We start from the raw sequence: 25,231 nt of genomic DNA, 5'->3' as shown, positions 1-25,231 counted from the left end.
CCTTTTCCGTCCAATGTCATCCGAGGATGGTGGTCAACTATCCTTCACCTCCAACTTAAGGCATCACGCAGCCTCCGGAAAGGGCCGGTTCCAACCGGTTGGCAGCAGGCGCACACCATTCATGCGGCCCAACGCCGCCGATGCTCACGGACGCGAGATGGGACGACGAGGCGGCCGCTTTTTCCATTACTGAGCGACAACAGGATGCTCCGGCTCGCCGCCACTGGGCGGGCTTCGCGAGACCCGCACTTTGTCAATTCGGCGGCCTTCCATCCTGACGATCTCGAATCGCCACCCCCTCCATTCAAAATGGTCCCCGGCTGCAGGGATGCGTCCCATGCGATGGAGAACGAACCCGGCCATCGTGTTGAAGCTCGTACGCTCGGCCACCGCTGAAATCTCGAGCCGATCGAGTGCATCGTAAGCCGGCATCATGCCATCCACAAGCAGCGATCCGTCGGCCTGCTCGATGACATCGGGATCTTCATTCGCCACCCCGGAAAGATCGCCGGCCACCACTTCCAAAAGATCGGTCTGGGTCACGATGCCTTCGAGACCGCCGTATTCGTTGACTACCAGCGCCAGACGAACGGGTTGGTCTTTGAATAGCTCAAGCAGCCGAACGATCTGCATCCTCTCGGGAACCACGAGCGGCTGTCGGATACATGTCATCGGATCGATAGGAAGGCCGTCAACGGCCTGATCCAGCAGGTCCCTCTTGACTACCATGCCGAGCGTGTTGTCGATCGCACCGCTGCAAACAAGGATTTGCTCGTGTCTGGATTTCCGAATGACTCGCAGCATTTCCTCGCGGCTGTCGTTCGCATCTACCCAATCAACTTCCGGTCGTGGCGTCATGATGTCACCGATCAGACGCCCACCCATACTGATCACTCGTTCGACAACTTCCTGCTGAACCTGCCGCAAAAGTCCGGCTTGCGCGCTCGCGGACACCAGGAGTTTCAACTCTTCCGGCGAATGCAGGGATTGCTCGGTCCCGCCCGGATGCAGACCGCAAGCCCGCAATACCAGATTGCCGAGGCCATTCAGCAGCCTGATCACGGGCCACAGCAAGAAACGAAAAAATCCAAGCGGTTGGACTATCCACAGCGCCGTCTCCTCGCTGCGCTGCAGGGCAAGACTTTTGGGAGCGAGCTCGCCTAACACGATGTGCAAGGCTGTGATGATGCCGAACGTGATTGTGATCGCGACGGTGTGAGAACCAGCCGAGACGATTGATCCAGGAAGCCCGCTGAGCAGCGGTTCGATAAAGCGCGCGAGCGCCGGCTCTCCGATCCAGCCGAGGGCAAGCGACGACATGGTGATCCCCAACTGCGTGGCCGCGAGATTGGCGTCGAGATTGTCGAGGGCTCTTTGCAATGCTGCAGCATTGGCGCGCCCCAATGTGACCAGTTCCGTGACCCGGCTTCGCCGAACGGCGACCAGGGAGAATTCAGAGGCAACAAAAAATCCGTTGGCTGCGACCAAGACAAGGATTGCCACGATGCCGAGCAACTCAGTTGTACTGCCATCTGCGCTGGGCATATTCTCCTCTTTCGCGTTTCGGCGGATGCCGAAGGGCCGCTTGGTCAAACGAACGACCACCCAAGATGGTTCTGGCTACGCCATTATCGAGATGGTCGAGCGCGAGAAATTGTCGCATTGCGAGGACATTGTATACCGCGCGGTGAATGGTCTCGCCCGGCCTCTCCCCTATCGTGCGCGCCGATTGAATGGAGAGGAGACGGCCTTGACCGAAGCCCTTGCCGCGCAGCTCGCTGGGCTGACGACCCCGCATCTTGCCGACGGCTGCCTTCGCCTTGGCGTTCCAATCCGTGTCGCGCCGGCCGGCGTGCGGCCGCTCGTGCGCGGCATGCGGTGCAGCGGCGTGGCGCGGCCGGTGCGCCATGTCGGCAGCATCGACGTGTTCCTGGAAGTGTTCGAGAAGGTGCAGCCCGGCGAGGTGCTGGTCATCGACAATGGCGGGCGCACCGACGAAGCCTGCATCGGCGACATCATCCTGCTCGAAGGCAAGGCCGCAGGCCTCGGCGGCTTCGTGATCTGGGGCCTGCATCGTGACGACAGCGAATTGTCCGGGATCGGCTTTCCGGTGTTCAGCATGGGCGCGCTGCCGACGGGGCCGCAGCGCCTGCACGCCCGCGCGCCCGACACCTTCGGCCGCGCCAGCTTCGGCCAGCACATGATCACGGCCGACGATTTCGTGGTCGCCGACGATAACGGTGTCATCTTCCTGCCGCGGCAGAACCTCGCCGAGATCGTGAGCGCTGCGAATGCCTATCGCGAGACCGAGGCGCGACAGCTCAAGGCCATGCGGGAGGGCAAGGCCTATCGCAGCCAGACCCGCTTCGCCGACTATCTCGCGCGGCGCGTCAGCGATCCGGCCTACGGCTTCCGCCAGCATCTCAAGGACATCGCGGCGGCGGGGGAGGTCTAGGGCCTGGCCGCAGCGCCTTTGCCCGGCTGCTGTTCCGCAACAGCCGCCGTCATGCTCACCTCGCGTCCTGAGAAACCGTAGAATTACGGATGCGAGCGGATCACGTGCGCCCCACTGATTGAGCCGAACACGCGACGCACCCGCACGTTAGTTTTGCCTTTCCCGAATCGAACCTATCATCCGCATCGTTCGCCGGGATTTTTTGCGAACCACGTCAGGCCGTTCGGCGAGATTTTTGGACGCCGATGAAGTCCTTTTCATTGCACCTGCCGCATCTTTTTTCCGTGCCTTTTTTGAAGGTCGTTCGATGAAAATATCTTTGCAACCCGCAAGGCGGGCTCTTTATCAAACGGTCAGCGCAACCTCAGTCATTTTGCGGCTTGGATTTCCGGCCGCATTCGTCACCGTCGCCTGTTTTGGACGCCTGGCAAACCTGACCGATTGCGTCTTGGCTGTCCTCCTGTGCATGATCGTGACCAGCCTCAGCTGGATGGCCGGGCAAGCCATGAAGCACGTTGTGGACTGAAGCGAGCGGAAAGCACGTCGCGTTCATCATCGGTTGGCTGACCCTCCTCATAGCCGCGTTCGACGCCAGCTACCCCGACGTTCGCGAAACAAATGCGGCGCGCGATGGCTTCGCCTTGGGGACGCTGTATCGCGCGTCCGCTCTCCTGGCGCCTGATCGGTTCCACGAGCAGCGGATCAATCATGTCGCACGGGCGCTGGCACGCGGCTTGGCCGCCGGCAACCTGCGCGCTACACTGATGGCAGCGCCATGAAGTACCGCCTGCCACCGCTGAATGCCCTGCGGCTGTTCGAAGCCGCCGCGCGCCTGCACAGCTTCAGGAGCGCGGCGGACGAGCTCGGCCTGACACCGAGCGCCGTCGGCCACGGCGTGCTTGGCCTCGAACAATGGCTCGGCACGACCCTGTTCCGCCGCACGCCGAAGGGGCTCGCGCTCTCGCGCGCCGGACAACGCTACTATCCGATCGTGTGCCAGGCGCTCGACCTGCTCTCGAAAGGAAGCGAGGAGCTCGGCGGCCACCGCAAGAAGCATGAGCTTGCGATCAGCGCCGCACCGACCTTCGCCGCGCGCTGGCTGTTGCCGCGGCTGCAGGACTTCCGCGACCGCCACCCCGATATCAAGGTGATGCTCGATACCGCGCGCGGTCAGTCGGACCTGGCGAGCGGACAGGCCGATATCGCGATCCGGCTCGGCCGCGGCGACTGGCCCGATCTTGCGGCCGAACTCTTGATGGAAGAGCAGCTCGTGCCGGTGTGTGCGCCGCGTCTCGCCAGGCGCTTGAGCGCGCCCGACCGGATCGACGACGCGCCGCTGATCCATGTCAACAGTGCGAGCGTCGACTGGGACGCCTGGGCCCGCATCACGGGACGGCCCGCGATCGACGCAACCAAGGGTCTCAAATTCGACACGCTGGAGATGGCGTTCGAAGCGGCATGCCAGGGCCTCGGCATCGCGCTCGGGCGCAAGCCGCTGGTCGAGCCGGAGCTTCGCGCCGGCCGGCTGGTCGAAGTCTGCGCGGCCCCCGTGCGCAGCGAAACCGGCTACTGGCTGCTTTGCCCGAAACGAAACGAGGGCAGCACGGCGGTGCGACGGTTCCGCGACTGGATCGCGGCACAGGCACGCCAGGCGGATAATGGTCAAGAGCCGTCCACGCCGCCGCCGGTCAGCCACCGCCGAGGGCGCGAGGCCGCGCGATGAGCCGCCAGCCTCTACCGACCGCCGGGCGCGCGCGCGGCAAAGGCCGCAAGCCGGGACGACGCGCCTCGCAAGTTTCCGCGGCCAAGATGCCGCCGCTGCCGTCGCTGCGCATCTTCGAGGCCGCCGCCCGACACCGCAGCTTCCGCCAGGCCGCGGCCGAGCTCGGATTGACCGGCAGCGCCATCAGCCACGCGATCGACGCGCTGGAAAAATCCGTCGGCGTGCCGCTGTTCGTTCGCGGCGCGCGCGGCGTCAGCCTGACCGCGGCCGGCAGCGACTATCTGCCTTATGTCTCGGAAGCGCTTTCCCTGATCTCCGCCGGGCTATCGCGCATCCCCTACGTGCAGCGCACCGCCCGCCTGCACATCAGCGCAGCGCCGAGCTTCGCGAGCGGCTTCCTGCTGCCGCGCCTGCACCGCTTCCATGCGCGCTTCCCGCAACTCGAGCTTGCGGTCGACACGTCGTTCGAGCCAGCATCCTTCACCATGGATGGCGTTGACCTCGCGATCCGCCACGGTTGGGGCGACTGGCCCCGCACCCAATCGACCCTGCTGTTTACGGAAACCCTGGTGCCGGTTGCTTCCCCCGCCTATCTCGCCCGCGTCGCGTCGGCGCGCGGCGCGATCGAGTGGCAGGACGTCTCCTTCATCCACACATCGAACTTCCCGTCCGACTGGAGCAACTGGAACGCGCATGCCAAACGGCCGATCACGATCGGCCGGCACCTGACCTTCGACACCGCGGAGATGGCGGTCAGGGCCGCGGCGGCCGGGCTTGGCGTCGCGATCGCGCGGCTTCCGCTCGCGCTTCTGGCGTGCGACGCGATCGTGGAAGTGGCCGATCGCCGCGTTTCGCTCGACGACGGCTACTGGATCGTGCAATCCGAAAACAGTGGCCATCGCGCGCCCGTCGAAGCGCTCAAGGCCTGGCTGATCGAGGAAACCGCCGGCCTGCGCGCCAAGACAGGATCGGCCAAACCGTCGCGGCGGCGCGATCGGTAGGCCGCCAGGCTTTCATCGCGTTCCGGCGCGGATCGCGGCGATGCCATCTGCTCAAGCGATAGCTCCGATCAGAACTGATCACTTGCAGATGCAGCCGGGCACAATAACATCCGGATTCGCTGAGGAGTTAAGTCATGCATCCCGTGAGACGCGCCGAGGAGTTCTGCAAGCGCCTTGGTATCCGTACCCCGATCCTGCTGGCGCCGATGGCGGGCGCGTCGGCGGCCTCGCTCTCGATTGCGGTCGCCAATGCCGGCGGGCTCGGCTCCTGCGGCGTCCTGCTGATGAAGCCCGACGAGATCCTCGGCTGGTCGCGCGAGGTTCGCGCCAATAGCAACGGCGCATTCCAGCTCAATGTCTGGATTCCCGATCCGCCGCCGCTGCGCCACGCGGCGCGCGAGGCCGAGCTGTGCACATTCCTCGGCCAGTGGGGGCCCGCGGTGGCGAAGGAAGCCGGCGATGCGGCGCCGCCCGATTTCGACGCGCAGTTGGCGGCGATGCTGGAGGCGGGTCCGCCGATCCTCTCCTCCGTGATGGGTCTTTATCCGCCGGTCTTCGTCAAGGAGATGAAGAAGCGCGGCATCATCTGGTTTGCCAACATCTCGACCGTCGCAGAAGCAAGGCAGGCGGAGGCCGCGGGCGCCGACGTGATCGTGGCGCAAGGCAGCGAGGCCGGCGGACATCGCGGCAGCTTTGCCGCAGATGACGCGATCGCAAAGCAGGTCGGGCTGTTCGCGCTGCTGCCGGCGGTGGTCGACGCGGTGAAAGTGCCTGTGGTTGCGACCGGCGGCATTGCGGACGCTCGCGGGGTTGCCGCCGCCCTGATCATGGGGGCGAGCGCCGCGCAGATCGGAACCGGTTTCCTGCGCTGCCCCGAGGCGAAGATTCATCCGGCGTGGGCGGACGCGCTCGGCCGCGCCGCGCCGGAGGACACGATGGTGAGCCGCGCGTTCTCCGGGCGGGCGGGACGCAGCCTCGCCACCGATTACGTGAAGGCCGCAACGGCGGCGTCCGCACCGGAGCCCGCCCCCTATCCGGTGCAGCGCGGCCTCACCGCCGCGATGCGCAACGAGGCGGCCAAGGCCGGCAATATCGAATGCATGCAGGCGTGGGCCGGACAATCCGCAGGGCTTGCGAAAGCGATGCCGGCGGGCGAGCTGCTCACCAGCCTCTGGGACGGCGCGCGCAAGCTGCTCGGCGGCTAAGCGCGCCTAGCGCCGCAGCGTGCAGGTCGCATCCTTCTCGTCCGACAACGGGCAAAGGCGGCGCCGCGCCGGTTGAGCCAGCGCGGGTGCAAGCAACGTCGTCAGCGCGATCGACCCGACCTGCGCGCGCTCGATCAGCTCCTGCGCCGCCCGGCCCGCTTCGAGCGCATAGTCCGGCTCGTGATGGACGATGCCGTGCATGATCGCGCCTTCCAGCAGGATCACCAGGCGCCGCGCCAGCGTATCCGCCTGCTTCATACCATCCCGCGTCAGCCGCTCGAACAGGCCGCGCTCGATCTCCTTCTTGTAGCGGCGCGCGGCTGCCACGCCGGGATGCCCGGGCAGGCCCGCCAGCTCCGCCGCCGCGCGCGTGAAGGCGCAGCCCTTCCAGCGGATGTCGCGGGCGCGCGCCGCGATCTCCTCGAAAGCCGCCGCGACGAACTGGGCCGCGTCGAGCTCGACCCTGTCGAGGATCGTGTCGAACACGCCGTCGCGCAAGGATTCGCGGTCCTCCAGCGCCGCGGCGATCAGGTCATCCTTGCTGCGGAAGTGATAATAGAGGGTGCGCTTGGTGATCCCTGCGGTTGCCGCGATCCGATCCACCGTCGCGCCGCGCACGCCCTCCGTATCGAACAGCAGCACCGCCGCATCCAGGATCCGGCGCCGTGTCGGAGCCCTGTCCTCAACCTTGTTCACCTCGAGCCTCCTTATCCGGCAACAAGCCATTGTCTTGCCGGCGAAAGTCGATCTCAGCCATGGCGGCGCAACAAGCGCAAAAAATTACGCCCGCTGATGAATTCCGCTCACACCGGACAGGCTGCCCCGCGCTATACCGCCTGGTGCATTGCCGCGGTGCGGCGCTGCCTCTATCGCTCGAAGCATCGCCGACGCCGCGCGGGTTACGGCCACGATGCGCGCGGCAAGGAGACCGGAACCATGTCCCAGCCAGACAAAGCCGCCGCGCCCGGCACCGAGATCGAAATCTGGTTCGAGTTCGGAAGCAACTACAGCTATCTCAGCGTGATGCGGATCGAGCAGGCGGCCGCACTGGCCAGCGTGCGCGTCGCGTGGCAACCGATGCTGCTGGGTGCGATCTTCCGCGCGCTCGGCTTCGCCAACGCGCCGTTCCTGCTTCAGAAGGAGAAGCTCGCCTATGTGCAGAAGGACATGGCGCGGCAATGCCGCAAATACGGCCTGCCGCCATGGGCGCCGCCGACGGTGTTTCCGCGGCTCGGCGTGCTGCCGCTGCGCATCGTGCTGGTCGGCAATGGCGCTTCCTGGACCGGCGCGTTCTGCCGCGAGGTGATGAAGCTCAATTTTGTCCTCGACCAGGACATCAACGACGCGGCGCCGATGACGAAGATCCTCGATGCGCTCGGGCTTCCCGGAGACGACATCGTCGCGCAGGCGCAATCCGAGCCGATCAAGGCGCGCTTGCGCGCGCAGACCGAGGCAGCGCGTGAGCGCGGCATCTTCGGCGCCCCCACCTTCTTCGTCGCCGGCGAGATGTTCTGGGGCGACGACCGGCTCGACGATGCGCTGGCCCATGCGAGCGCACTGCAAGCAACTCACGCCAAATCACCCTGAAGGAGACACATTCCATGCCCGTCCGTATCGAGAAGAAGGAGCGCGTCGCGACCGTGATCCTGTCGCGCCCCGAAGCGCGCAACGCGGTCGACCCCGATCATGCCGAGGCGCTGTACGAGGCTTTCCTGAACTTCGACCGGGACGATGCGGTCGATGTCGCGGTGTTCTGCGGCGAGGGCGAGGCGTTCTGCGCCGGCGCCGACCTGAAGAGCCTCGCGAAACGCGGCATCGCCACCGCCGAGAACCGGGCCACGCACAAATCGCTGGAGTTCTCGGGCTTCGGCATGCCCTTGCCGCGCGGACCGATGGGCCCGACGCGGCTGAAGCTCGGCAAGCCCGTGATCGCGGCGATCGAAGGCCCGGCGGTCGCCGGCGGCCTCGAGCTTGCGCTGTGGGCGGACTGCCGCGTGATGGCGGAGAGCGCCTATATCGGCGTCTACAACCGCCGCTGGGGCGTACCGTTGACCGATGGCGGCACCGTGCGGCTGCCGCGGCTCGTCGGCGAAGGCCGCGCGCTCGAGCTGATCATGACCGGCCGCAAGGTCGAGGCCGAGGAATGCCTGCGCATCGGGCTCTGCGAGAAGGTCGTCGCGAACGGACAGGCGCGTGCCGCCGCCGAACAGATGGCGCGGCAGATCGCGCAGTTTCCTCAAAGCTCGCTGCGCGCCGACCGCCGCTCGGTCTATCTGCAATATGGCCTGCCCGAAGGCGCCGCGCTGGAACGCGAATGGTACAATTGCACGGGAACGTTCAACGCGGAAGGCGCCGCCGGCGTGGCGCGCTTTGCCGCGGGCGCCGGTCGCCATGGCGATTTCGGCCACACCGCGGCAGGTTGAATCGCAGCGCCGAAGCCGCGCAGCCATGACGGGCGGTCAGCCGCCGTCATGGCTGGCATCTTTCCCCGCATCAGCCCGGCTGCTTGGCGCTCTCCATCAGCGACGGCTCGAATCCCGGCTGCTGGTCCTTGCCGAATTGCTGCAGCGAGAGATCGCGGCCGAGCGTCTCCGGTAGCAGCAGCGAAGCCAGCACGAACACGAAGGCGCAAGGCAGCGCGACCGCGATCATGCCCGACAAGAGCCCGCCTTCCAGGTGGCTCGCGGCGATCGGCACCGCGATCGGCGCGATGCTGCCGAGCCCGCGTCCGGCCATGTAGAAGGTCGACACCGCGGTGGCGCGCAGGCCCACCGGATAGAGCTCGGAGATCCACACGCCGTTGACCGCGAGCGACACGTTGCCGATGCCAAACATGATGTAGAGCCAGAACATCGGCCATTCCAGCTTCGAGCCGGCATACAGCGTGTGACCCCAGATCGCCATGCCGATCAGCGAGCCGATCCAGAACATCGCGGGCACGATCGCGCCCATCCGCCGTCCGGCGCGGTCGTTGAAGAAGCCGTTGCTGATATAGGCGATGCCGCTGCAGACCGAGAGCAGGATCGCGGTGGTGCGCACCACATCGCCCGGCGTCTGCATGTCGCGCAGCAAGAGCGACGGGATGAAGGAGAGGATGCTGTAGTAGCACAGCATGTAGCTCATCATCCAGATCAGCGCGGTGATGGTCTGCCGCGCCAGCCCGTGGCGGAAAATGTCGACCAGCGGCGTGGTCTGCGACTGCTCCACCGCCTTGACGGCGCCGGACTTGCGCAGCTCGTTATATTGCTGCCAGATTTTCGATTCCGGCATGAAGAAGCGGATGAAGATGATCAGGAGGATCGGCGTGCCGCCGGTCAAAAGGCCGATGCGCCAGCTCCATTCGACGCTGAACGTCGCGATCAGCCAGATGCCGACGATCGACGCGGCCGACGACGCGATCACCGCACAGCCCTGCAGCACCGAGGTGCCGAGGCCACGGTTGCGCTTCGGCCAGGCCTCGTTGAACAGCACCATGCCGGCACCGTATTCGCCGCCGAGCCCGATGCCGGTGATGAAGCGCAGCACCGCGAGCGACCAGAAGTCCCAGGCAAAGGCCGACAGGACGGCCGCAATCGAGAACAGCGCGATCGTGAACTGCAGCGAGGTCTTGCGGCCGAAACGGTCGCCGATGGTGCCGAACAGCGCGCCGCCGATCGCCGAGCCGAACAGCGTCAGCGCCTGCAGCGTGCCGGCCTGCGTCAGCGAGATCGACATCGATTTCTGGATCGCCGGCAGCAGGAAGGGAAAGATCAGAACGTCATAGAAATCGAGGATGTAGCCGAGCATCGCGGATATCAGGATCGAGTACCGCTGCTTGGTCGTATAATCCGTGACGTTCGCGTCAGTCGCGGCAGTTGCCATTGTGTTTCCCCCTTTTGTCCAGCCACGTTTCAAGCGCCGTTTCGTGATCGGACGGCGCTCATCTCCCCGGCGCGCGCAGGTCCTGCCGCACGAAATTGCCCCGATCGAGGATGTGCATGTCGTCGAGCCACAGGCTGCAGCCGCGCATCGGGATGTCGAGATGGCAGGGCGTGTCGTTGCTGCCGCCCAGTTCGGTGTTCGGACCGGTCGAGAACAGCACGTTGCCGTAGAACGACAGCGCGTTCATCACGTGCTCGCTGGCGAGCCTGCCGGTCGACGCGAAGTGATGCCATGCCGCGCGCTCATTGGAGCCCCAGCCGATATGCGAGATCGCGTAGCCGCGCGGATCGTTGAAGCTGTCGATGTAATTCCTGATCAGCAGCGCGTCGGTGCCCTCGCCTTCGATCGCCGTGATCATGCCGCGCCTGACCGTCAGCTTCACCGGCGACTGGATATAGCGCTTGAACGCGCACAGGATATCGCCCGGCGACAGCACGACCGTGCCCTCGATGTCGCCGTCGGTGCCTTGCGTGAAGGCAAAGCCCGACGGCCAGTGGTCCCAGCGCCCGGGCTCGTCGGTGTAGCCATATTCGGAGATGACGGGATATTGCGTGAGGCCGTAGCGGATGTCGGTGCCTGCGGGCGAGGTGATCCGCATCGCCTTCGCCGCGATCAGCAGCTCGCGCGACAGCTCGACCCGCCGCCGCAGATCCTCGGTCGGAAACATCTGCTTGAGGATATGGAACGGCTCCATCACGCGCAGGATGCGGGCGCCGGCGGCCTGGATCTCGGCCTGCTCGGCGGAGAACAAAAGTCCGAGCAGGTCGATCACCATGTCGGCCTGCTTCAGCATCTCGATCGCCGGCCGATTTCCCGTGAGCGCATGACGCCCCTGCACGCCGGCGACCTTCACCTGCCCGTATTTGAGGACGTTGACGTGAAAGGTGGTGGCGCCAAAGCTCTGCGCCGCCAGCATGAAGGTCTGCGCGTAGTCGGGGTGGTCGTTGCCGCCGCTGAGCACCGCGACGACCTCGCCGCTCGTCACCTTGCACAGCCGCAGCTCTTCCTTGAAGACATCAAGCATCTCGACATCGACAGATGTGCCCGACATAGGCTCCTCCTTATGTGTTCGTTGACGGCCGCGAGAACCGCACGCCCAGCACGTCGCCGAGCGCGGCAAGCAGCCCTTCGAGGTCGTCGATCTGCATCTGGTGCCCCGCATTCTCGACGCGGCGGATCGCAATCGACGGCAGCAGCGCGCGGATTTCCTGCTCGTCCTCGGGACGGATCACCCCGCCTTTGCCCGCGACGATCAGTGCCGCAGGCACCGCAACCCCGGGCAGGTCGGCATGGATGTCGTCCTCGTGGAAGCCGCGATGCGTCACGGTCACTGCGCGCTCGTCGCAGGTCGAAAGCCACTCGGCGCGGGTGAGAAGCTGCGGTTCGGGCCAGACCGACGGCGTCGCTCGCAACAGGTCCTCGACCTCGCCGCGCCTGGCCGCCGCGATCAATTCGAGCAGCGCCGGAAGCGGCGACGGATAGGGTCGCCGCCCCGGACCCGAGACCGGCGGATCGGCCAGCACGATTCGCGCAAGCCCCGCTGGCCGTGCGCGCGCCGCGCGGATCGCGATCCGCGCCCCCATCGAATGACCGAGGATGGTGTAGGACGACAGGCGAAGACGGTCGGCGAACGCGACGACGTCCTGCGCGCAGGCGTCGAGCCCGTAATCGAGATGCTCACCGGCTTCCGAAAGGCCGCGGCCGCGCACGTCGAGCACATATACGTCGAAATGCTCGCAGAGCCGCGCCGCCACGAAGGCCCACATCGCCGCCGGGCTCGCGATCCCCGGCACCAGCAGCAGTGCCGGTCCCCTGCCGCCGAAGCGCAGATAGTGCTGGCGGATGCCGTTGGCGCGGACGTGAGCGCCATAGAGCAGGCCGGGCGAATGGGGCGCGACGGATGCCATGTCAGGCGCCGCCGGGGAGGCTGTCGAGGCGGGTGAGCACGTCGGCCGTCGGCATCACATCGGCATACTTGCTCGCCATGTCGAACAGGTTCACCGCATGCGAGGTCGGCGAGCGGTCGAACACCGCGTCCTCGGGAACAACGATCTTGAAGTTGAGCGCGCAGCCATCGACCGCGCTGGCGCGAACGCAGCCGCTGGTCGTGCAGCCCGTGATGACGAGCGTGTCGACCTTGAGCCCGATCAGGTAGCTCGACAGCGACGTGCCGAAGAACGCGCTCGCCTGCTTCTTGGGAATGCGGATGTCGGAAGCCCGTGGCGCGATCTCCGCGACGAAGTCGTAGCCTTTCGCCGGGATCGCCATCACGCCGGGCACCTTGGCCGCGAAGGAATCGCGGTCGTGCTCGGTCTTGGGCGCGACGAACGGATAAAGGATCGGCCAGCCCCGCGCTCGGAACACCTCGACCAGCGAGCGGATGTGCACGACGGCGTGCCAGCCGGCCTCGCCGCAGCTCACCGAATACTGCTTGATGGCCTCGCGGATCGGCTGCGGCCGGTCGCCGACCGAGCGGTACTGCACATCGATCACGAGCAGCGCGGGCCGCGTGCCGAAGCCGCCCGGCGCCCCAAGGCCGGCGATGCGATAGGTCTCGCACTCGCTCTCGGGGATGATGCCGTCCCAGGGACGCCTGCGCGGGGACATCTACGCCTCCGCGCCGACCAGGCCGCCGCCCGATCGCAGCTTCACCGACGTCGCGTCGTAATCGTAGATCCAGTTGTAGCGCGCCGCATTCTGCGCCGGCCCCCATTGCGACAGGATGTAATCGCCCGCTGTCTCGCGCGAGGCCAGCGCCGCATTGTGGAAGATGCCCTGCATATCGGCGGCGCGGCGCGCGGTGGTCTCGGCGCGCTCCTTGCGCTCGTTCTGATACAATTCGAAGGCGCGCACCGGATCGGCATTGGCTTCGAGGTAGCGGCTGAGCACGCAGGCATCCTCGATCGCCATGTTCACGCCCTGCCCGAGATAGGGAACCATGGAGTGGCAGGCATCACCGAGCAGCGTGACGCGTCCCTTGCTCCATCGCGGCAGCGGCTCGCGCACGAAGATGCCCCATTTGTGCAGGGTGTCGACGTGGGTGATCATCTCGATGATGTCGGGATGCCAGCCCGCGAAATCCCTCAGGCAGTCCGCCGGGTCGCCCTTCACCGACCAGGACTCCAGCTGCCATTCGCTATGCTCGACCTGCGCGGAGAAGGTGAGCAGCGCGGTGTCCTGCCAGCGCACGGGATAGACGGTGACATGGGCCGACGGGCCGACCCAGGTGTAGACCGCGTGCCTCGCCTGATGCGGCGCGAGGCGATCGACCGGCACCAGGCCGCGCCACGCCAGCGCGTTGGTGTAGCGGCTCTCGACCTGTCCGAACGCCTGCTCGCGGATTCTGGAATGAATGCCGTCCGCGCCGATCAGCGCGGTGCCGACCGCCTCGGAGCCGTCTTCGAGCTTGAGCGTGACCTTGCCGTCGGCCTCGGTGAAACCAGCGCAGCGCGCGTTGAGGTGGATCGCGCCGGGCTTCAGCCGCTGCACCGCGTCCTGCAGCATGCGCAGCAGATGCGCGCGCAGCAGCACATAGGGCTTGTGCGACGCGGCCGAGGCTCCCGCCTCGTAGAGCGGCCATTTCTCGCCGCTGTTCCAGAGCCGGATCGCGCGCTCGGAGGCGGCGATCGCGGCGCGCTCGAGCTCGTCCTTCAGGCCGAGGTCGAACAGCACGCGCGCGCCGTTGGCGGAGATCCACAAGCCGGCGCCGACCTCGCGCAGCTCCGGAGCCTGCTCATAGACGTCGCAATCGATGCCCCGGTGCAGGAGCGAGAGCGCGGTCACCAGCCCACCGATGCCGGCGCCGGCGATCAGGATGCGATGGGACGAGGAGGTTGGCCTGGTCGGTTTCACGAGACTTCACCTGTTCTGCTGTTATGCCTTGACTAAGCCTTGACTTGCGCCTTGACGCCTTCGCGCCCCGGCGGGACGAGGCTCTTCACAGCCTCGAGGATTTTCACGTAACCGGTGCAGCGGCAGAGATTGCCGCGCAGGTGATGGCGGATTTCATCGTCGCTCGGCGATGGATTGCGGCTGAGCAGGTCCGTCACGGCGACGATGAAGCCCGGCGTGCAGAAGCCGCACTGCGCCGCGCCGTGATCGACAAAGGCCTGCTGGATGCGGGACAGGCCGGCCTCCGGGCTGAGACCTTCGATCGTGACGATGCTGCCCTGATCGGCATCGGCCGCGAGCGTCGTGCAGCTCGACACCGGCTGCCCGTTCAACAGCACGGTGCAGGCGCCGCACACCTCCATGTCACAGGAGCGCTTGGTGCCCTTCAGCTTGAAGTGATCGCGAAGCAGGTCGATCAGAAGCCGGTTCGGCGGAAATTCCGCCGCGACCTCGCGTTCGTTCAGCGTAAAGCTGATCGCCATCGTCGCCGTCGTCATGGGCGCCCCCCGAGCGCGGCCTGGTGGGCGTCGGCGATGCAGCGCTGCAGGAGCGTTGCCGCCAGATGCCGCTTGTAGTCGGCGCCGCCATGGCGGTCCGAGATCACTTCGAGAGCGTCGAGCGCATGCGGCAGCAGCTCGGCGATCCGGCCGGACGCCTTGGCGGTCTCGACGCCGCCCAGAGCCTGCTCCAGCGCCTCGACCGCCTGGGGCCTGGGTCCCAGCGCGCCGAAGCGGATGCGGGCGGTTTCGATCGTGCGGCCGCCTTTCGCGAGCCGCCAGCTCACGCCGACGCCGACCGAGGGTCGCTCACCATGACGGAAGCGCCGGTAGGCCGAAGGTCCGGCCTGCGCGGGAATCACGATGTGGGAGAGCAACTCGTCGTCGCGGCGCGCGGTCTCGAATTCGCCGAGCACGAACTCGTCGGCAGCGACCATCCGCTCGCCCTGCGCGCCGACGAGATGAAGACGCGCGCCGAGCGCGGCGAGGAAGGTGCCGGGATCGGCATGCGGCTCGGCAAAGCAGAGATTGCCGCCGATCGTGCCGACGCTGCGCACCCGGATATTGGCGACCTGCGAGCAGAGCCGGCCCAGCGCCGGCAGCACCTGCTGAACCAGCGCGCTTTCCTCGATCTGGCGATGGGTGGCGCGCGCGCCGATGGTGAGCTCGCCGCGCTCGGAAAGAGCGATGCGGTCGAGCTGCGGGATGCGCTTGAGGTCGATCAGGCGGTCGGCGCGCAGCACCCGCATCTTCAGGGCGAGCAGCAGCTCGGTGCCGCCGGCATAGAAGAAGGCGCCGTCGGACCCGCTGATGCCGCGGACCGCCTCGGCGACGGCGGTCGGACGCAGATAGTCGAATGCCGCCGGCCGCATCAGACCGTCTCCAGCACGGCACGGAGCCGGGTCTCGAATTCCTGGAAGTTCTGCTCGGCGCGCCGCTTGATCACGGACATGCCGAGCGTCGCAAGCCGGCCCTGCACGTCGAGCTGTGCGCTGACATTGAGCTTCGCGCCGTGCCCTTCGCGGACCAGCGTGACCTCGAGCGCAACCGACAGCCGCGTGCCGGTGAACTTGTCGCGGCCGGTCGCGTGCATGCCGACCCGCGAGGGCTCGACCACTTCGTCGACCACGATGTCGGCCGGCACTTCGAGCTTGAACGGGCCGATCTTCTGCTTCACCGTCGCCTTGTAGGTGGCGAGCCGCACGATCTCCTCGACATTCTCGCAGCCGGGAATGCATTCGGAGATGCGCTTGACGTCCGTAAGCACGCCCCACATCCGCTCCGGCGCCGCCGGCAAATCCATCGACATCGCAAACTGCACGCCTCAGCTCCTCTGCTTCAGGGCGCGCCACACCTTTTCCGGTGTCAGCGGCAAATCGGTTACGCGGACCCCGTGCGCGGCAAAGATCGCATTCGCGATCGCGGGCGCGATCGGCAGGATGGCGCCCTCGCCCATGCCGCGGGCACCTTGCGGGCCAGGCCCGTCGCCATGCTCGATCAGGATGGTGTGCAGCGTCCTCGGGATGTCCTCGATGGTCGGGATCGCGTAGTCGATCGGCGTCGCATTGACGGGCTGGCCGTCTTCGAACACGAGCTCCTCGAACAGCGCGTGGCCGAGCCCCTGGATGGTAGCGCCCTCGTCCTGCCCCTCGGCGGCAACGCGGTTGATGACGCGGCCGACGTCGGCCGCGGTGCCATATTGCCGCAGCGTGATCTCTCCGGTGTCCTCGTCGACCACGACTTCGGCAATGCCGGCCGCGGTCTCCCAGAACAACGGCGCCTGGGCAAACGCGCCATTCTTCGAGCGCGGCGTGATGGCGCCGCGGCCGATGACCTCGCCGGAATCGACGCCGAACGTCTTGTGGAACACGGTCTCGAACGGAATCGTCGTGGCGCCGTCGGACAGCCCGCCGGGAACCAGCACGAGCTTCCCGCCCTCGACACCGAGCACGTCGGCCGCCATCGCGATGATCTGCTCGGCCGCATCGCGCGCGGCGGCTTCAACCGAGAGGCCGACGATGACCGTCGAGCGGCTGGCGCCGGTACCCCAGTCGAACGGCGCGATCGCGGTGTCGGTGGCGAGCACGGTGACCGCCTCGACCGGCTGGTTGAGCGCCTTCGCGGCGATGTTGGCCATGGTGGCCTGCACGCCCTGCCCGATCTCGACACTTGCGACCGCAATCAGGATCGAACCGTCGATCTTCAACCGGACCAGCGCATTCGACATCGGGACGATGCCGGGATCGGACGCACCGACCGCAAGCCCACGGCCGACCCGTTCGCCGTCGACGACGTTGGTGACGACGGCCTGGCCGACAGCGCCCATCAGCTCACCCATGTCGATGTCGAGCGGACGCAAATCGGGGCGGATCCGCTCGCCGCGCGAGGCAAGGTTGCGCAGTCGGAATTCGGTCGGGCTGAGCCCGATCCGGGCTGCGATATTGTCCATGTGGGATTCGGCCGCCCAGACCGCCTGCGGCCCGCCGATCGAGCGGAAGGCCGCACCGGGCACCTTGTTGGTGTAGACCGCCATCGACTCCAGCTTGAGGTTCGGAATCACATAGGGGCCGATGATGCGGTTGGCGGCCTTGGTCGCGATCGCAGGACCGGTGTCGGCATAGGCGCCGCCGTCGAGCACGATCCTCGCGCTCTTGGCGAGAATCCGGCCTTCCGTATTGACCGCGGTGCGGATGCAGATGTCAGCGCTGAGCCTTCGGCAGGTCAGCATCGATTCCGACAGCGATTGCGCCAGCCGCACCGGGCGGCGCAGCTTCCACGACGCCGCCGCCACGAGCGGCTCGATCTTGACCGAGGCCTTGCCGCCGAAGCCGCCACCGACGAACGGCACGATGACGCGAACGCGCGCCAGCGGCAACCCGAACAGGCGCGACAGCGTCTTCTGCACCGCCGCCGGCGTCTGCGCGCCGGCCCAGACCGTGAGCTGGTCCGCCCCATAGTCCGCAATCACAGTGTGCGGCTCGAGCGCGTAATGGAAGATCGAGGGGAAGCTGAAACGGTCCTCGTGAACGAGGGCGGCCGACGCTTCCGCCGCGGCAACGTCGCCGACCTCGCTCACGAAGCGGTGGAAGATGTTGCTGTTCTCGACGGGCTTCGCCTGCCCCTTGAAGTAATAGTCGGCGATGATGTCGTGACGCTCATGCACGAGCGGCGCGTCGGCAGCGAGCGCCGCGCCGGCGTCGCAGACCGGCGGCAACCCGTCATAGTCGACCTGCACGAGCTCGGCTGCGTCTTCGGCGATCTCGTGGCTCTCCGCGATCACCAGCGCCACCGGCTCCCCGACATAGCGCACGCGGTCGATTGCCAGCACCGGGCGGTCCTTCAGCAACAGTCCCCAGTTCCCGAGCGAGGCGACATCGGCGCCGGTCAGGACGTCGACGACGCCGGCCTGCTCGCGCGCGGCGGCAGCATCGATCGAGACGATGCGCGCATGCACCATCGGCGAGCGCACGGCGAAGGCGTGCAGCATGCCCGGAAGCTCGATGTCGGTGACGAAGGTGGCCCGTCCGGTGACTTTCTCGACCAGGTCGGCGCGCGGATTACTCGTATGCACGGCGATTTTCGTTTCTTCCCGAACTGCACCGGGCGCGCGGATCTCAGGCCTTTCCGCGGGCACCCGGCCAAACTGTCGTTATCGTTAGTATGACAGCAGATTGCTTGTGTGCAAGCGATTTATTTGCCCCCGAACGATGCGGTATCCGCGCACTGGCGCAGTCGCGGAAAAGCGGCTATGGAGCGGCGGCGGTGGAAGCTGGCGAGAATCGGCGCCATATAGGATGATGCCGCCCGGCGCCCGCGCATGCCGCGGCACCGGGCAGAAGGGCTGGAACGATTTGGCGATGTTGAAGGTAAACAGGATACGTGCGCTGCCGTCGGCGGAGCAGACCAGCGACGACTACGTGCTTGACGACCAGCCCGGCTACCTGCTGCGCATCGCGCGGCGCCGCCATACCATCATCTTCGCCAAGCACATGATCGAGGGGCTGACGGCGCCGCAATTCTCGACGCTGGCGAAGCTGCGCGAGGTCGGCGCCTGCTCGCAGAACTATCTCGGCCGGCTGATCTATTTCGACTCGGCGACCATGAAGGGCGTGGTGGACCGCCTGCTGGCGCGCGGCTTGATCGCGATCGCGCTCGATCCCTCCGACAAGCGCCGCCGCGCCATCATGCTGACCAAGAAGGGGCAGCAGGTGATCGAAAAGGCGATCGTCGCCGTGCGCAAGTCATCGAGCGAGCATTTCGCGGCGCTGACCGAGAGCGAGCGGCGCACGCTGGTCAAGCTCTTGAAGAAGATCATCTGACTTTCGTTATGATGGACCGGCCGGGCCCACCATCGCGATCCGGCCGGCGCAACGACGGCGCGCCTTACTGAGGGTGCAGCGGAAACGACCAGGGGCTGGCCTCTTCCGCGGTCCGCCCGCGGGGATCCCAGTCCTGCACCGTGGACCAGACATGCTCGCCTGAGCGCTGCGCCTGGTCGCGCAGCGCCGCGATGTCGAGCCCGGGAATTGCGCCGTTTTCCATGCAGACATTGCCGTTGACGATCACGGTGTCGACGTCGTCGCCGACGCCGCAATCGACCAGGCTCTTGATGGGGTCGCGGACCGGGCCGTAACGCAGCGAGTTCTTGCCGGAGAAATCCACGATCACGATATCGGCGAGCGCTCCGGGCGCGAGCCGCCCGAGGTCGCTCCGTCCGAGCGAACGCGCGCCGCCGAGCGTCGCCGCCTCGAACACCTCGCCGGCCGGCGCCTTGTAGTAGTCGTGGCCCATGATCTTGCCCATCAGGGAAGCGGTGCGCATGTTCATCATCATGTCGCGCGGATAGGTGTCGCTGCCGATCGAGATGTTGACGCCGGCGTCGCGATAGCGCTTCCAGTTGTCGAGCGTGCGCGCCCGGCGGGCGATGTTGATCGGGCAGTGCGAGATCGAGCAGTGGTGGCTGCCCATCAAATCCAGATCGCGCGCGCCGGAATAGTTGAGATTGGCGTTGTCGGCGACCAGGTTGCCGTGACCGATGTTCAGGGTGGTGCGCAGCATGCCGACCTCGTTCAACAGCTCGATCGGCGTCATCATGTGCTCGCGCACGATGTCGTGGAATTCGAGCACGCTGTAGGCGGCATGGGTCGCCATCGGCACGTTGAGGCGATCCGCCTGGCGCAGCGTCTGCCGCAGCAATTCGACGCTGGAGGTCTCGACCTCGCGCGGCACCAGGATGCCGCGGATGCGGTCGTCCTGCTCGCCATTGTGGCGCTCGATGAATTCGACCGCGGTCTTGAGGCCGCGCAAGCCACCCTCGTCGTCACGAATCCGCTTCAGCCGTCCCTTCTCGTCGCCGACCCAGCGGCCGCAATCATAGCCCGGCCCGAGATAGGCGCGGGTGCCGAACCGCTCGATCTGCGTCTTCAGCGCCATCTGCACGCTGATCTGGCTGCCGAATTCGACGAAGGTCGTGACGCCGTTGCGCAAGAGTTCGGCAACCGTGAATATCGCGTTGAGCTCGAGCGCGGCGTCGAGCTCGGCGTCACCCGGCTTCAGATAGCGCGGATCGCCGGATACCGTCTTGCCTTCCTTGGGCACGCTGATCTCGAGGAACGGCTGGCCGAAATAGAGCGGGCGGCCGCTGTCGGTGATCAGGCGGTGCGAGGCGCGGTGACCGGAATGCACGTGGGTGTCGATGAACCCGGGACAGACCAGCTTGGCGCCGGCGTCGATGGTCTTGTCGACCCGGCCGTCAAACGTCTTGCCGACGTGAATGATGTTGCGTCCCTCGTAGACGACGACGCCGTCGCGCAGCAAGGTATGGCGCTGGCCGTCGTTGGCGACGATCCACTGGGCTTTTATCATTGTTCGCATCGGACGCTTCCTTCAGGTCGGCGGTTTGCGGAAAAAGAGACGATGGCTAGCGCTGCATGCCCCAGCGCTGCACGGTGCGGCGCTCGATGAGGCGGAAGACAAAGGCTTCGACGAACAGGCCGATCAGGATCACGGCCAGAAGGCCGGCAAAGACGCGGCTGGTGTCGAGCTCGGAGCGCGCCTCGAAAATGTACCAGCCGAGGCCGCCGGCGCGCGAGGAGACGCCGAACACCAGCTCGGCCGCGATCAGCGTGCGCCAGGCAAACGCCCAGCCGATCTTCATGCCGGCAAGGATCGAGGGGAACGCCGCCGGGATCAGGATCAGCACGACGTAGCGCACGCCGTGCAGGCCATAGTTGCGGCCGCTCATGCGCTGCACCTCCGGCACGCTGCGGAAGCCGGTCAGCGTGTTCAGGGCCACCGCCCACAGCACCGAATGCACGATCACGAATACCAGCGACGGCGTGCCGAGCCCGAACCAGACCAGCGCCAGCGGCAGCAGCGCGATCGCCGGCACCGGATTGAACATCGAGGTCAGCGTCGCCAGGAGATCCGAGCCGATCCGCGTCGAGACGGCGAGCGTGGTGAAGACGGCGGCCAGTGCGAGGCCCGCGCCATAGCCAAGCAGCAGCGAGCGCAGCGAGGTGGCGATCCGGTCCGGCAGCACGCCGCTCATCGTGTCCTTCGCAAAGGTGACCAGGGTATCGCTCAGCGTCGGCAGGATCAGCGGGTTCTGCACCCAGCGGGCATACAATTCCCAGATCAGCGCGAGCGCGAGCAGGATCGCGGCGCGGCGAAAGCCGTCGCTTGCGACGAGGCGCTGCAGCCAGCTCAGCGGCTGGGCGATCTCGCCGATCTCCGAGGCATCGAGGACCTCGAACACCATGTCGGGCCTGGTGGCAATGGGGGCTCGTTCGGTCATCCCGGCAATACTCCGCCCGCGCGTGTGGCCCTCTGGCCGAACAGCAGCTCATGGATCCGCCGCGACAGCGCGCCGAACGGCTCGCTGCCGACATCCTCCGCGCCGAACGCGCTCGCATCCAGTTCCGCGCGGACCTGGCCGGGATGCGGCGACAGCACGAGGATGCGCGAGCCGACGATGATCGCCTCGTCGATCGAATGGGTCACGAACAGCATGGTGAAGCGCGACTGTTCCCAGAGCTGCAGCAACTCGGCCTGCATCTCGCGGCGCGTCAGCGCATCGAGGGCCGCGAACGGCTCGTCCATCAGCAGGATTTCCGGCTCCAGCGCCATGGCGCGCGCCAGCGCCACGCGCATCTTCATGCCGCCCGACAGCATGTGCGGATAGACGTCGCGGAACTTGCCGAGCTTGACCCGCTCCAGCATCGCGCTTGCGCGCTCTTGGGCTTCACGGCGGCCGAACTTGCCCGTGACCTTCATCGGGAACACGACATTCTGCATCACCGTCTTCCAGGGCATCAGCTGCTCGAATTCCTGGAACACCATCATGCGGTCGGGCCCTGGCGCCTGGATCAGGCGGTCGCGCATCACGATGCGGCCGCTGATCGGCGTCATGAAGCCGCCGACGGCCTTGAGCAGCGTCGACTTGCCGCAGCCGGAGGGCCCGAGGATGACATAGCGCTCGCCCTCCTCGACCGAGAACGACACGCGATGCGTCGCCGTCACCACGTGCTGCTGGGTGCGGTACTGCAAGCTCACGCCTTCGACCGCGAGCAGCCTGCGCGCGTCCGAGGTGGGAGGAAGTTTCAAAGCGGCCTGGGTCATCAGCTTCCCGGACGGTTCGCGATCAGCGGCGTGAAGATCTCCTTCCAGTCGCTGGCACGCGACTTCAGCGTTCCCGTGTCCGCCATGAAGTTCGCGAACTTCATGACGTTCTGCGGCGTCGTGGTGAAGACGTTCTCGGGGTCGCGGATCATGGCCTCGACGAGCTCCGGCTTGAGCGTGGAATTGTCCGCCTTGATGTACAGCTCGGCGGCGCGGCGGGGATCGCCCTTGATGATGCTGGTCGCCTCCTCCATCGCATCGAGGATCGCGCGCGCGGTCTTCGGATTGCGGTCGATGAAGGCCTTCGAGGTCCAGGCGACACTGTAGGTCGCCGGCCCCCCGAGCACGCCGTATGAGCCGAGCACCCGGTGCAGCCCCGCGGCTTCCTCCTGCTGGTAGTACGGCGCAGCCGTGAAGTGCGCGGTGATCTCGGTCTTGCCGGACTGCAGCGCGGCAAAGGCGTCGGCATGCGGCATCGCGACCGTGAGCCGGTCAAGCCTGGTCGCCTGGTCCTTGCCCAACGCATCGGCCGCCAGCATGCGCAGGATGATGGCCTGCATCGAGACCCGCGACACCAGCGCGATCCGGTCGGTGTCCTTGAAGTCGGCAACGCTCTTGATCGCGGGATCGCGGGTCATCAGCACCGCCGGCATCGAGCTCAGCGCCGACAGCCCGACATAGGCGCCCCTGCTCTTGTCCCACAACACGAGCAGCGCGGTGAGCCCGCCATTGGCGACGTCGAGATTGTTGGAGAGCAAGGCCTCGTTCATGCCGGGGCCGTCGCTGAACCGGTTCCAGGTCACGGTGACCTTGCCCAGCCCGGCCTGCTCGGCGTGCTTCTGCACGAGCTGAAGCTCATCCATGATGGCCATCGCGAGATGCGAGATGCCGTACTGCCGGGCAAGCCGGACCTCACTCACCTCCGCGCGGGCGAGACCCGGCACCATGACGCCCGCCAGCAAAAGCAGAACCGCAGGCGTTCTGCGACCAGCAGCGTTGCAGAAGGATGTCCAGGCACGCACGCAGCTATCGACCAGTCCCATCGCACTCCTCCTCGTCAACCAGCGTCATCCAATTCATCAGTATACTGACGAATAAGTCAGCATACTGATCAGGCAAAAGCTTATCATTCAAAATACCCCGTTCAAGCCTTTTCGGAAATTTGCGCTGCCCGGAAATGCGTCGCGGCGCACAAGGAACGATCAGACGCTGGTGGTGTTCCGGACCACCACGCTAGAACCAGCTCAACGCGGAACGCCCCTTGTCGTTGTTTTCTTCCACCAATCGCAACAGCAGTGAAAGAAACAGCTTCCGCTCGTCCCGATTGAGCGGACCCATGAGCTGGCCATGCGCCTCCTCGATCGCGTCCTGCATGCCGAGCAGAAGCGTCTTGCCCTGGCTGGTCAGGAAGGCCTGCTTGGTGCGCCGATCATCGGGATGAACCTCGCGGCGCACGATGCGACGCGCCTCCAGCCGCGACAGCACGTTGGAGGTGGTGGTGCGGTCGAGCCCGATCTCCGCCGCCAGCGCCGCCTGGTCGATGCCCGGCTGGCTGTTGAGCACCTGCATGATGCTGGACTGCACCGGCGTCGTGCCGAAGCGTCCGCAGGTCTGAAAATAGATCGACACGAAAATCTGGTGCAGCCGCCGGACCAGGAATCCGGGACGGCGCACCATGATGTCGGGCCGCTTGCGACCCGGTCCACTCGCTTCACCGCGACTCATCGAATACCCCATCGAGTGCGGGAATAATGCTCCCACTTCAGGTGCGCTGTCGAGGACTGCAGGCAAGGCCATCACCATGGGCGCATCATTGAAAGAGGTGGATCAGCCCGATGCTGATCAGGAGCAGCAGAATCAGCGACAGCGCCACCGCCGCGGTCACGCGTCCTCCGACATGCCTGAGCTCGCCGAGATCGACGCCCAGCCCGAGCGCAGCCATCGAGATGACGGTGAGGAACGTGCTGAGCTTCGTGAGCGGCGCGATCCATCCATCGGGAACCAGTTGGAATGACCGGAGCATGGCCAGAGCGACAAAGCCCAGGATGAACCAGGGCACGAAGCCGAACAGGCCAAAGCCGTTAGCCCTTGCCTGCTCGGGCGCGTCGTCGCGCAGCAGCCTTGTGCCGAACAGCGACAGGCCAAGCACGATCGGTCCGAGCAGCAGCACGCGGGTCATCTTCACGAGCGTTCCGATCTGCGCGCTCACGATCCCGGCGGGAACGGTCGCCGCGAGCACCTGGGGAACGGCGTAGACGGTCAGCCCCGCCAGAATTCCATATTGATTGTCGGAAAGATGCAGCAACGGGATCAGCAGCGGCAGCCCGAGCACGATCGCGACGCCGAGGATCGCCGTGAACGAGATCGAACAGGCGATTTCATCGGCATCGGCGCCGACGACCGGCGCGACGGCCGCAATCGCCGAATTGCCGCAGATCGAGTTGCCGCACGCGATCAGGATCGAGAGGCGGTTCGACAGGCCGAGCATGCGGCTGAGACCGAAGCTGAGCACGAGGCTCGCGATCACGGTGCCGACGATCGCGGCGAGCAGCAACGGCCCCGAGGCCGCGATCGCGGCAGCGCTGATCGAGACGCCGAGCAGCACGACGGCGACTTCCAGCAGGACTTTTCCGCTGAATGCGATTCCTGCCTGCGCTCGCACGGGATTCCAGACAGAACGAAGGGCGATGCCGAGCAAAATTGCAAAAACCAGCGGCTCGATATAGGGATGAGCCGTGAAGCGCTGCTCCACGCGCTCAATCGAAAAAGAGATGATGGCAATCAGCCCGCAGAGAACAACACCCGGCAATACGACGCGCAGCCGGTCCGCGGAGGCCGCCGCCCTTGCCGTGATGAATGATCCTGCACCGCGTCGCACAAATCCCCCCTGCTCCGGGGATGTATGGGCCGGCCCGGCC

General features: G+C 66.3%; 26 protein-coding genes. 9 read left to right on the top strand and 17 right to left on the bottom strand.

The annotated features are described in order from the left end of the window. Nucleotides 1-186: 186 nt before the first annotated feature. The gene (locus tag QOU61_RS09170; protein ID WP_289661417.1) at nt 187-1,545 is read right to left on the bottom strand and encodes a hemolysin family protein; all 1,359 of its coding nucleotides are present in this window, start codon (nt 1,543-1,545) and stop codon (nt 187-189) included. A gap of 205 nt (nt 1,546-1,750) precedes the next feature. Between QOU61_RS09170 and QOU61_RS09165 the strand changes: the two genes are divergently transcribed. From QOU61_RS09165 to QOU61_RS09140, 6 genes are all read left to right on the top strand, one after another. Then, nucleotides 1,751-2,455 carry an RraA family protein gene (locus QOU61_RS09165; RefSeq protein ID WP_289657782.1) on the top strand — a complete coding sequence of 235 codons (705 nt, stop codon included), beginning with the start codon at nt 1,751-1,753 and terminating at the stop codon, nt 2,453-2,455. A 235-nt stretch (nt 2,456-2,690) separates the two neighbouring features. Then, nucleotides 2,691-2,981: a hypothetical protein gene (locus QOU61_RS09160; RefSeq protein WP_289657781.1), complete on the top strand. Its 291-nt coding sequence runs from the start codon at nt 2,691-2,693 to the stop codon at nt 2,979-2,981. Then, on the top strand, nt 2,971-3,234 hold the full coding sequence (locus QOU61_RS09155) for a hypothetical protein (RefSeq protein ID WP_289657780.1): 264 nt from the start codon (nt 2,971-2,973) through the stop codon (nt 3,232-3,234). Before QOU61_RS09160 ends, QOU61_RS09155 begins: the two co-directional genes overlap by 11 nt. Further along, the gene (gene gcvA / locus QOU61_RS09150) at nt 3,231-4,178 is read left to right on the top strand and encodes a transcriptional regulator GcvA (protein WP_289657779.1); all 948 of its coding nucleotides are present in this window, start codon (nt 3,231-3,233) and stop codon (nt 4,176-4,178) included. Before QOU61_RS09155 ends, gcvA begins: the two co-directional genes overlap by 4 nt. Then, nucleotides 4,175-5,179 carry a LysR substrate-binding domain-containing protein gene (locus tag QOU61_RS09145; protein ID WP_289657778.1) on the top strand — a complete coding sequence of 335 codons (1,005 nt, stop codon included), beginning with the start codon at nt 4,175-4,177 and terminating at the stop codon, nt 5,177-5,179. The genes gcvA and QOU61_RS09145 overlap by 4 nt, the downstream gene beginning before the upstream one ends. Before the next feature lie 134 nt (nt 5,180-5,313). Then, nucleotides 5,314-6,384, top strand: coding sequence for an NAD(P)H-dependent flavin oxidoreductase (locus QOU61_RS09140; RefSeq protein ID WP_289657777.1), 1,071 nt, complete (start codon nt 5,314-5,316; stop codon nt 6,382-6,384). 6 nt (nt 6,385-6,390) lie between these two features. Here QOU61_RS09140 and QOU61_RS09135 read toward each other — a convergent pair whose 3' ends face one another. Next, a complete protein-coding gene (locus QOU61_RS09135; RefSeq protein ID WP_289657776.1) occupies nt 6,391-7,080 on the bottom strand; it encodes a TetR/AcrR family transcriptional regulator in 690 nt (229 codons plus the stop codon). Between the two features lie 240 nt (nt 7,081-7,320). Between QOU61_RS09135 and QOU61_RS09130 the strand changes: the two genes are divergently transcribed. Together QOU61_RS09130 and QOU61_RS09125 are read left to right on the top strand one after the other, a co-directional pair. Next, complete coding sequence (locus tag QOU61_RS09130) at nt 7,321-7,971, top strand: 2-hydroxychromene-2-carboxylate isomerase (RefSeq protein ID WP_289657775.1); 651 nt, start codon at nt 7,321-7,323, stop codon at nt 7,969-7,971. Between the two features lie 14 nt (nt 7,972-7,985). Further along, the gene (locus QOU61_RS09125) at nt 7,986-8,807 is read left to right on the top strand and encodes a crotonase/enoyl-CoA hydratase family protein (protein WP_289657774.1); all 822 of its coding nucleotides are present in this window, start codon (nt 7,986-7,988) and stop codon (nt 8,805-8,807) included. Nucleotides 8,808-8,877: 70 nt separating this feature from the next. Here QOU61_RS09125 and QOU61_RS09120 read toward each other — a convergent pair whose 3' ends face one another. Genes QOU61_RS09120 through QOU61_RS09080 form a run of 9 tightly spaced genes read right to left on the bottom strand, consistent with a single transcriptional unit; the run spans nt 8,878 to nt 18,264 of the window. Then, on the bottom strand, nt 8,878-10,245 hold the full coding sequence (locus QOU61_RS09120) for an MFS transporter (RefSeq protein ID WP_289657773.1): 1,368 nt from the start codon (nt 10,243-10,245) through the stop codon (nt 8,878-8,880). A 58-nt stretch (nt 10,246-10,303) separates the two neighbouring features. Next, the gene (locus QOU61_RS09115) at nt 10,304-11,356 is read right to left on the bottom strand and encodes a 2,5-dihydroxypyridine 5,6-dioxygenase NicX family protein (protein ID WP_289657772.1); all 1,053 of its coding nucleotides are present in this window, start codon (nt 11,354-11,356) and stop codon (nt 10,304-10,306) included. Nucleotides 11,357-11,366: 10 nt separating this feature from the next. Continuing rightward, nucleotides 11,367-12,212 carry an alpha/beta fold hydrolase gene (locus QOU61_RS09110; protein WP_289657771.1) on the bottom strand — a complete coding sequence of 282 codons (846 nt, stop codon included), beginning with the start codon at nt 12,210-12,212 and terminating at the stop codon, nt 11,367-11,369. 1 nt (nt 12,213) lies between these two features. After that, on the bottom strand, nt 12,214-12,912 hold the full coding sequence (locus QOU61_RS09105; RefSeq protein WP_289657770.1) for an isochorismatase family protein: 699 nt from the start codon (nt 12,910-12,912) through the stop codon (nt 12,214-12,216). Beyond that, on the bottom strand, nt 12,913-14,157 hold the full coding sequence (locus QOU61_RS09100) for an FAD-dependent monooxygenase (RefSeq protein WP_289657769.1): 1,245 nt from the start codon (nt 14,155-14,157) through the stop codon (nt 12,913-12,915). Between the two features lie 32 nt (nt 14,158-14,189). After that, nucleotides 14,190-14,693, bottom strand: a complete 504-nt coding sequence (locus tag QOU61_RS09095; protein WP_502876907.1) for a (2Fe-2S)-binding protein — start codon at nt 14,691-14,693, stop codon at nt 14,190-14,192. Further along, entirely contained in the window at nt 14,690-15,565 is an 876-nt protein-coding gene (locus QOU61_RS09090) for an FAD binding domain-containing protein (RefSeq protein ID WP_289657768.1), read from the bottom strand. The genes QOU61_RS09095 and QOU61_RS09090 overlap by 4 nt, the downstream gene beginning before the upstream one ends. Beyond that, a complete protein-coding gene (locus QOU61_RS09085; RefSeq protein WP_289657767.1) occupies nt 15,565-16,014 on the bottom strand; it encodes an SRPBCC family protein in 450 nt (149 codons plus the stop codon). The genes QOU61_RS09090 and QOU61_RS09085 overlap by 1 nt, the downstream gene beginning before the upstream one ends. Before the next feature lie 3 nt (nt 16,015-16,017). Further along, entirely contained in the window at nt 16,018-18,264 is a 2,247-nt protein-coding gene (locus QOU61_RS09080; RefSeq protein WP_289657766.1) for a xanthine dehydrogenase family protein molybdopterin-binding subunit, read from the bottom strand. A gap of 286 nt (nt 18,265-18,550) precedes the next feature. Between QOU61_RS09080 and QOU61_RS09075 the strand changes: the two genes are divergently transcribed. Next, entirely contained in the window at nt 18,551-19,012 is a 462-nt protein-coding gene (locus QOU61_RS09075; RefSeq protein ID WP_289657765.1) for a MarR family winged helix-turn-helix transcriptional regulator, read from the top strand. 64 nt (nt 19,013-19,076) lie between these two features. On the opposite strand, the gene QOU61_RS09070 is transcribed toward QOU61_RS09075, so the two are convergent. The 6 genes from QOU61_RS09070 to QOU61_RS09045 form a co-directional block, all read right to left on the bottom strand. Next, nucleotides 19,077-20,567: a chlorohydrolase family protein gene (locus tag QOU61_RS09070; protein WP_289657764.1), complete on the bottom strand. Its 1,491-nt coding sequence runs from the start codon at nt 20,565-20,567 to the stop codon at nt 19,077-19,079. 46 nt (nt 20,568-20,613) lie between these two features. Beyond that, nucleotides 20,614-21,453, bottom strand: a complete 840-nt coding sequence (locus QOU61_RS09065; RefSeq protein ID WP_502876948.1) for an ABC transporter permease — start codon at nt 21,451-21,453, stop codon at nt 20,614-20,616. Nucleotides 21,454-21,485: 32 nt separating this feature from the next. Continuing rightward, a complete protein-coding gene (locus tag QOU61_RS09060; protein WP_289657762.1) occupies nt 21,486-22,313 on the bottom strand; it encodes an ABC transporter ATP-binding protein in 828 nt (275 codons plus the stop codon). Next, on the bottom strand, nt 22,313-23,356 hold the full coding sequence (locus QOU61_RS09055) for an ABC transporter substrate-binding protein (RefSeq protein WP_289657761.1): 1,044 nt from the start codon (nt 23,354-23,356) through the stop codon (nt 22,313-22,315). Before QOU61_RS09055 ends, QOU61_RS09060 begins: the two co-directional genes overlap by 1 nt. A 190-nt stretch (nt 23,357-23,546) precedes the next feature. After that, nucleotides 23,547-24,038 carry a MarR family winged helix-turn-helix transcriptional regulator gene (locus QOU61_RS09050; protein ID WP_289657760.1) on the bottom strand — a complete coding sequence of 164 codons (492 nt, stop codon included), beginning with the start codon at nt 24,036-24,038 and terminating at the stop codon, nt 23,547-23,549. Nucleotides 24,039-24,123: 85 nt separating this feature from the next. Continuing rightward, nucleotides 24,124-25,191 (bottom strand): YeiH family protein, encoded by a 1,068-nt coding sequence (locus QOU61_RS09045; RefSeq protein WP_289657759.1) that lies wholly within the window; start codon nt 25,189-25,191, stop codon nt 24,124-24,126. Between the last annotated feature and the right edge of the window lie 40 nt (nt 25,192-25,231).

This window comes from Bradyrhizobium sp. NP1 (assembly GCF_030378205.1).
In the GTDB taxonomy this organism is placed as follows: domain Bacteria; phylum Pseudomonadota; class Alphaproteobacteria; order Rhizobiales; family Xanthobacteraceae; genus Bradyrhizobium.
The sequence above is the reverse complement of the archived record's forward strand: the minus strand, read 5'-3'. Positions and strand labels throughout refer to the sequence as shown.

Excerpts from the sequence above, each read along its gene's own strand:
- QOU61_RS09170 (WP_289661417.1), bottom strand. The coding sequence starts at position 1,545 with ATGCCCAGCGCAGATGGCAGTACAACTGAGTTGCTCGGCATCGTGGCA.
- gcvA (WP_289657779.1), top strand. The coding sequence starts at position 3,231 with ATGAAGTACCGCCTGCCACCGCTGAATGCCCTGCGGCTGTTCGAAGCC.
- QOU61_RS09145 (WP_289657778.1), top strand. The coding sequence starts at position 4,175 with ATGAGCCGCCAGCCTCTACCGACCGCCGGGCGCGCGCGCGGCAAAGGC.
- QOU61_RS09140 (WP_289657777.1), top strand. The coding sequence starts at position 5,314 with ATGCATCCCGTGAGACGCGCCGAGGAGTTCTGCAAGCGCCTTGGTATC.
- QOU61_RS09130 (WP_289657775.1), top strand. The coding sequence starts at position 7,321 with ATGTCCCAGCCAGACAAAGCCGCCGCGCCCGGCACCGAGATCGAAATC.
- QOU61_RS09125 (WP_289657774.1), top strand. The coding sequence starts at position 7,986 with ATGCCCGTCCGTATCGAGAAGAAGGAGCGCGTCGCGACCGTGATCCTG.
- QOU61_RS09120 (WP_289657773.1), bottom strand. The coding sequence starts at position 10,245 with ATGGCAACTGCCGCGACTGACGCGAACGTCACGGATTATACGACCAAG.
- QOU61_RS09115 (WP_289657772.1), bottom strand. The coding sequence starts at position 11,356 with ATGTCGGGCACATCTGTCGATGTCGAGATGCTTGATGTCTTCAAGGAA.
- QOU61_RS09110 (WP_289657771.1), bottom strand. The coding sequence starts at position 12,212 with ATGGCATCCGTCGCGCCCCATTCGCCCGGCCTGCTCTATGGCGCTCAC.
- QOU61_RS09105 (WP_289657770.1), bottom strand. The coding sequence starts at position 12,912 with ATGTCCCCGCGCAGGCGTCCCTGGGACGGCATCATCCCCGAGAGCGAG.
- QOU61_RS09095 (WP_502876907.1), bottom strand. The coding sequence starts at position 14,693 with ATGACGACGGCGACGATGGCGATCAGCTTTACGCTGAACGAACGCGAG.
- QOU61_RS09090 (WP_289657768.1), bottom strand. The coding sequence starts at position 15,565 with ATGCGGCCGGCGGCATTCGACTATCTGCGTCCGACCGCCGTCGCCGAG.
- QOU61_RS09075 (WP_289657765.1), top strand. The coding sequence starts at position 18,551 with ATGTTGAAGGTAAACAGGATACGTGCGCTGCCGTCGGCGGAGCAGACC.
- QOU61_RS09070 (WP_289657764.1), bottom strand. The coding sequence starts at position 20,567 with ATGCGAACAATGATAAAAGCCCAGTGGATCGTCGCCAACGACGGCCAG.
- QOU61_RS09065 (WP_502876948.1), bottom strand. The coding sequence starts at position 21,453 with ATGGTGTTCGAGGTCCTCGATGCCTCGGAGATCGGCGAGATCGCCCAG.
- QOU61_RS09060 (WP_289657762.1), bottom strand. The coding sequence starts at position 22,313 with ATGACCCAGGCCGCTTTGAAACTTCCTCCCACCTCGGACGCGCGCAGG.
- QOU61_RS09055 (WP_289657761.1), bottom strand. The coding sequence starts at position 23,356 with ATGGGACTGGTCGATAGCTGCGTGCGTGCCTGGACATCCTTCTGCAAC.
- QOU61_RS09050 (WP_289657760.1), bottom strand. The coding sequence starts at position 24,038 with ATGAGTCGCGGTGAAGCGAGTGGACCGGGTCGCAAGCGGCCCGACATC.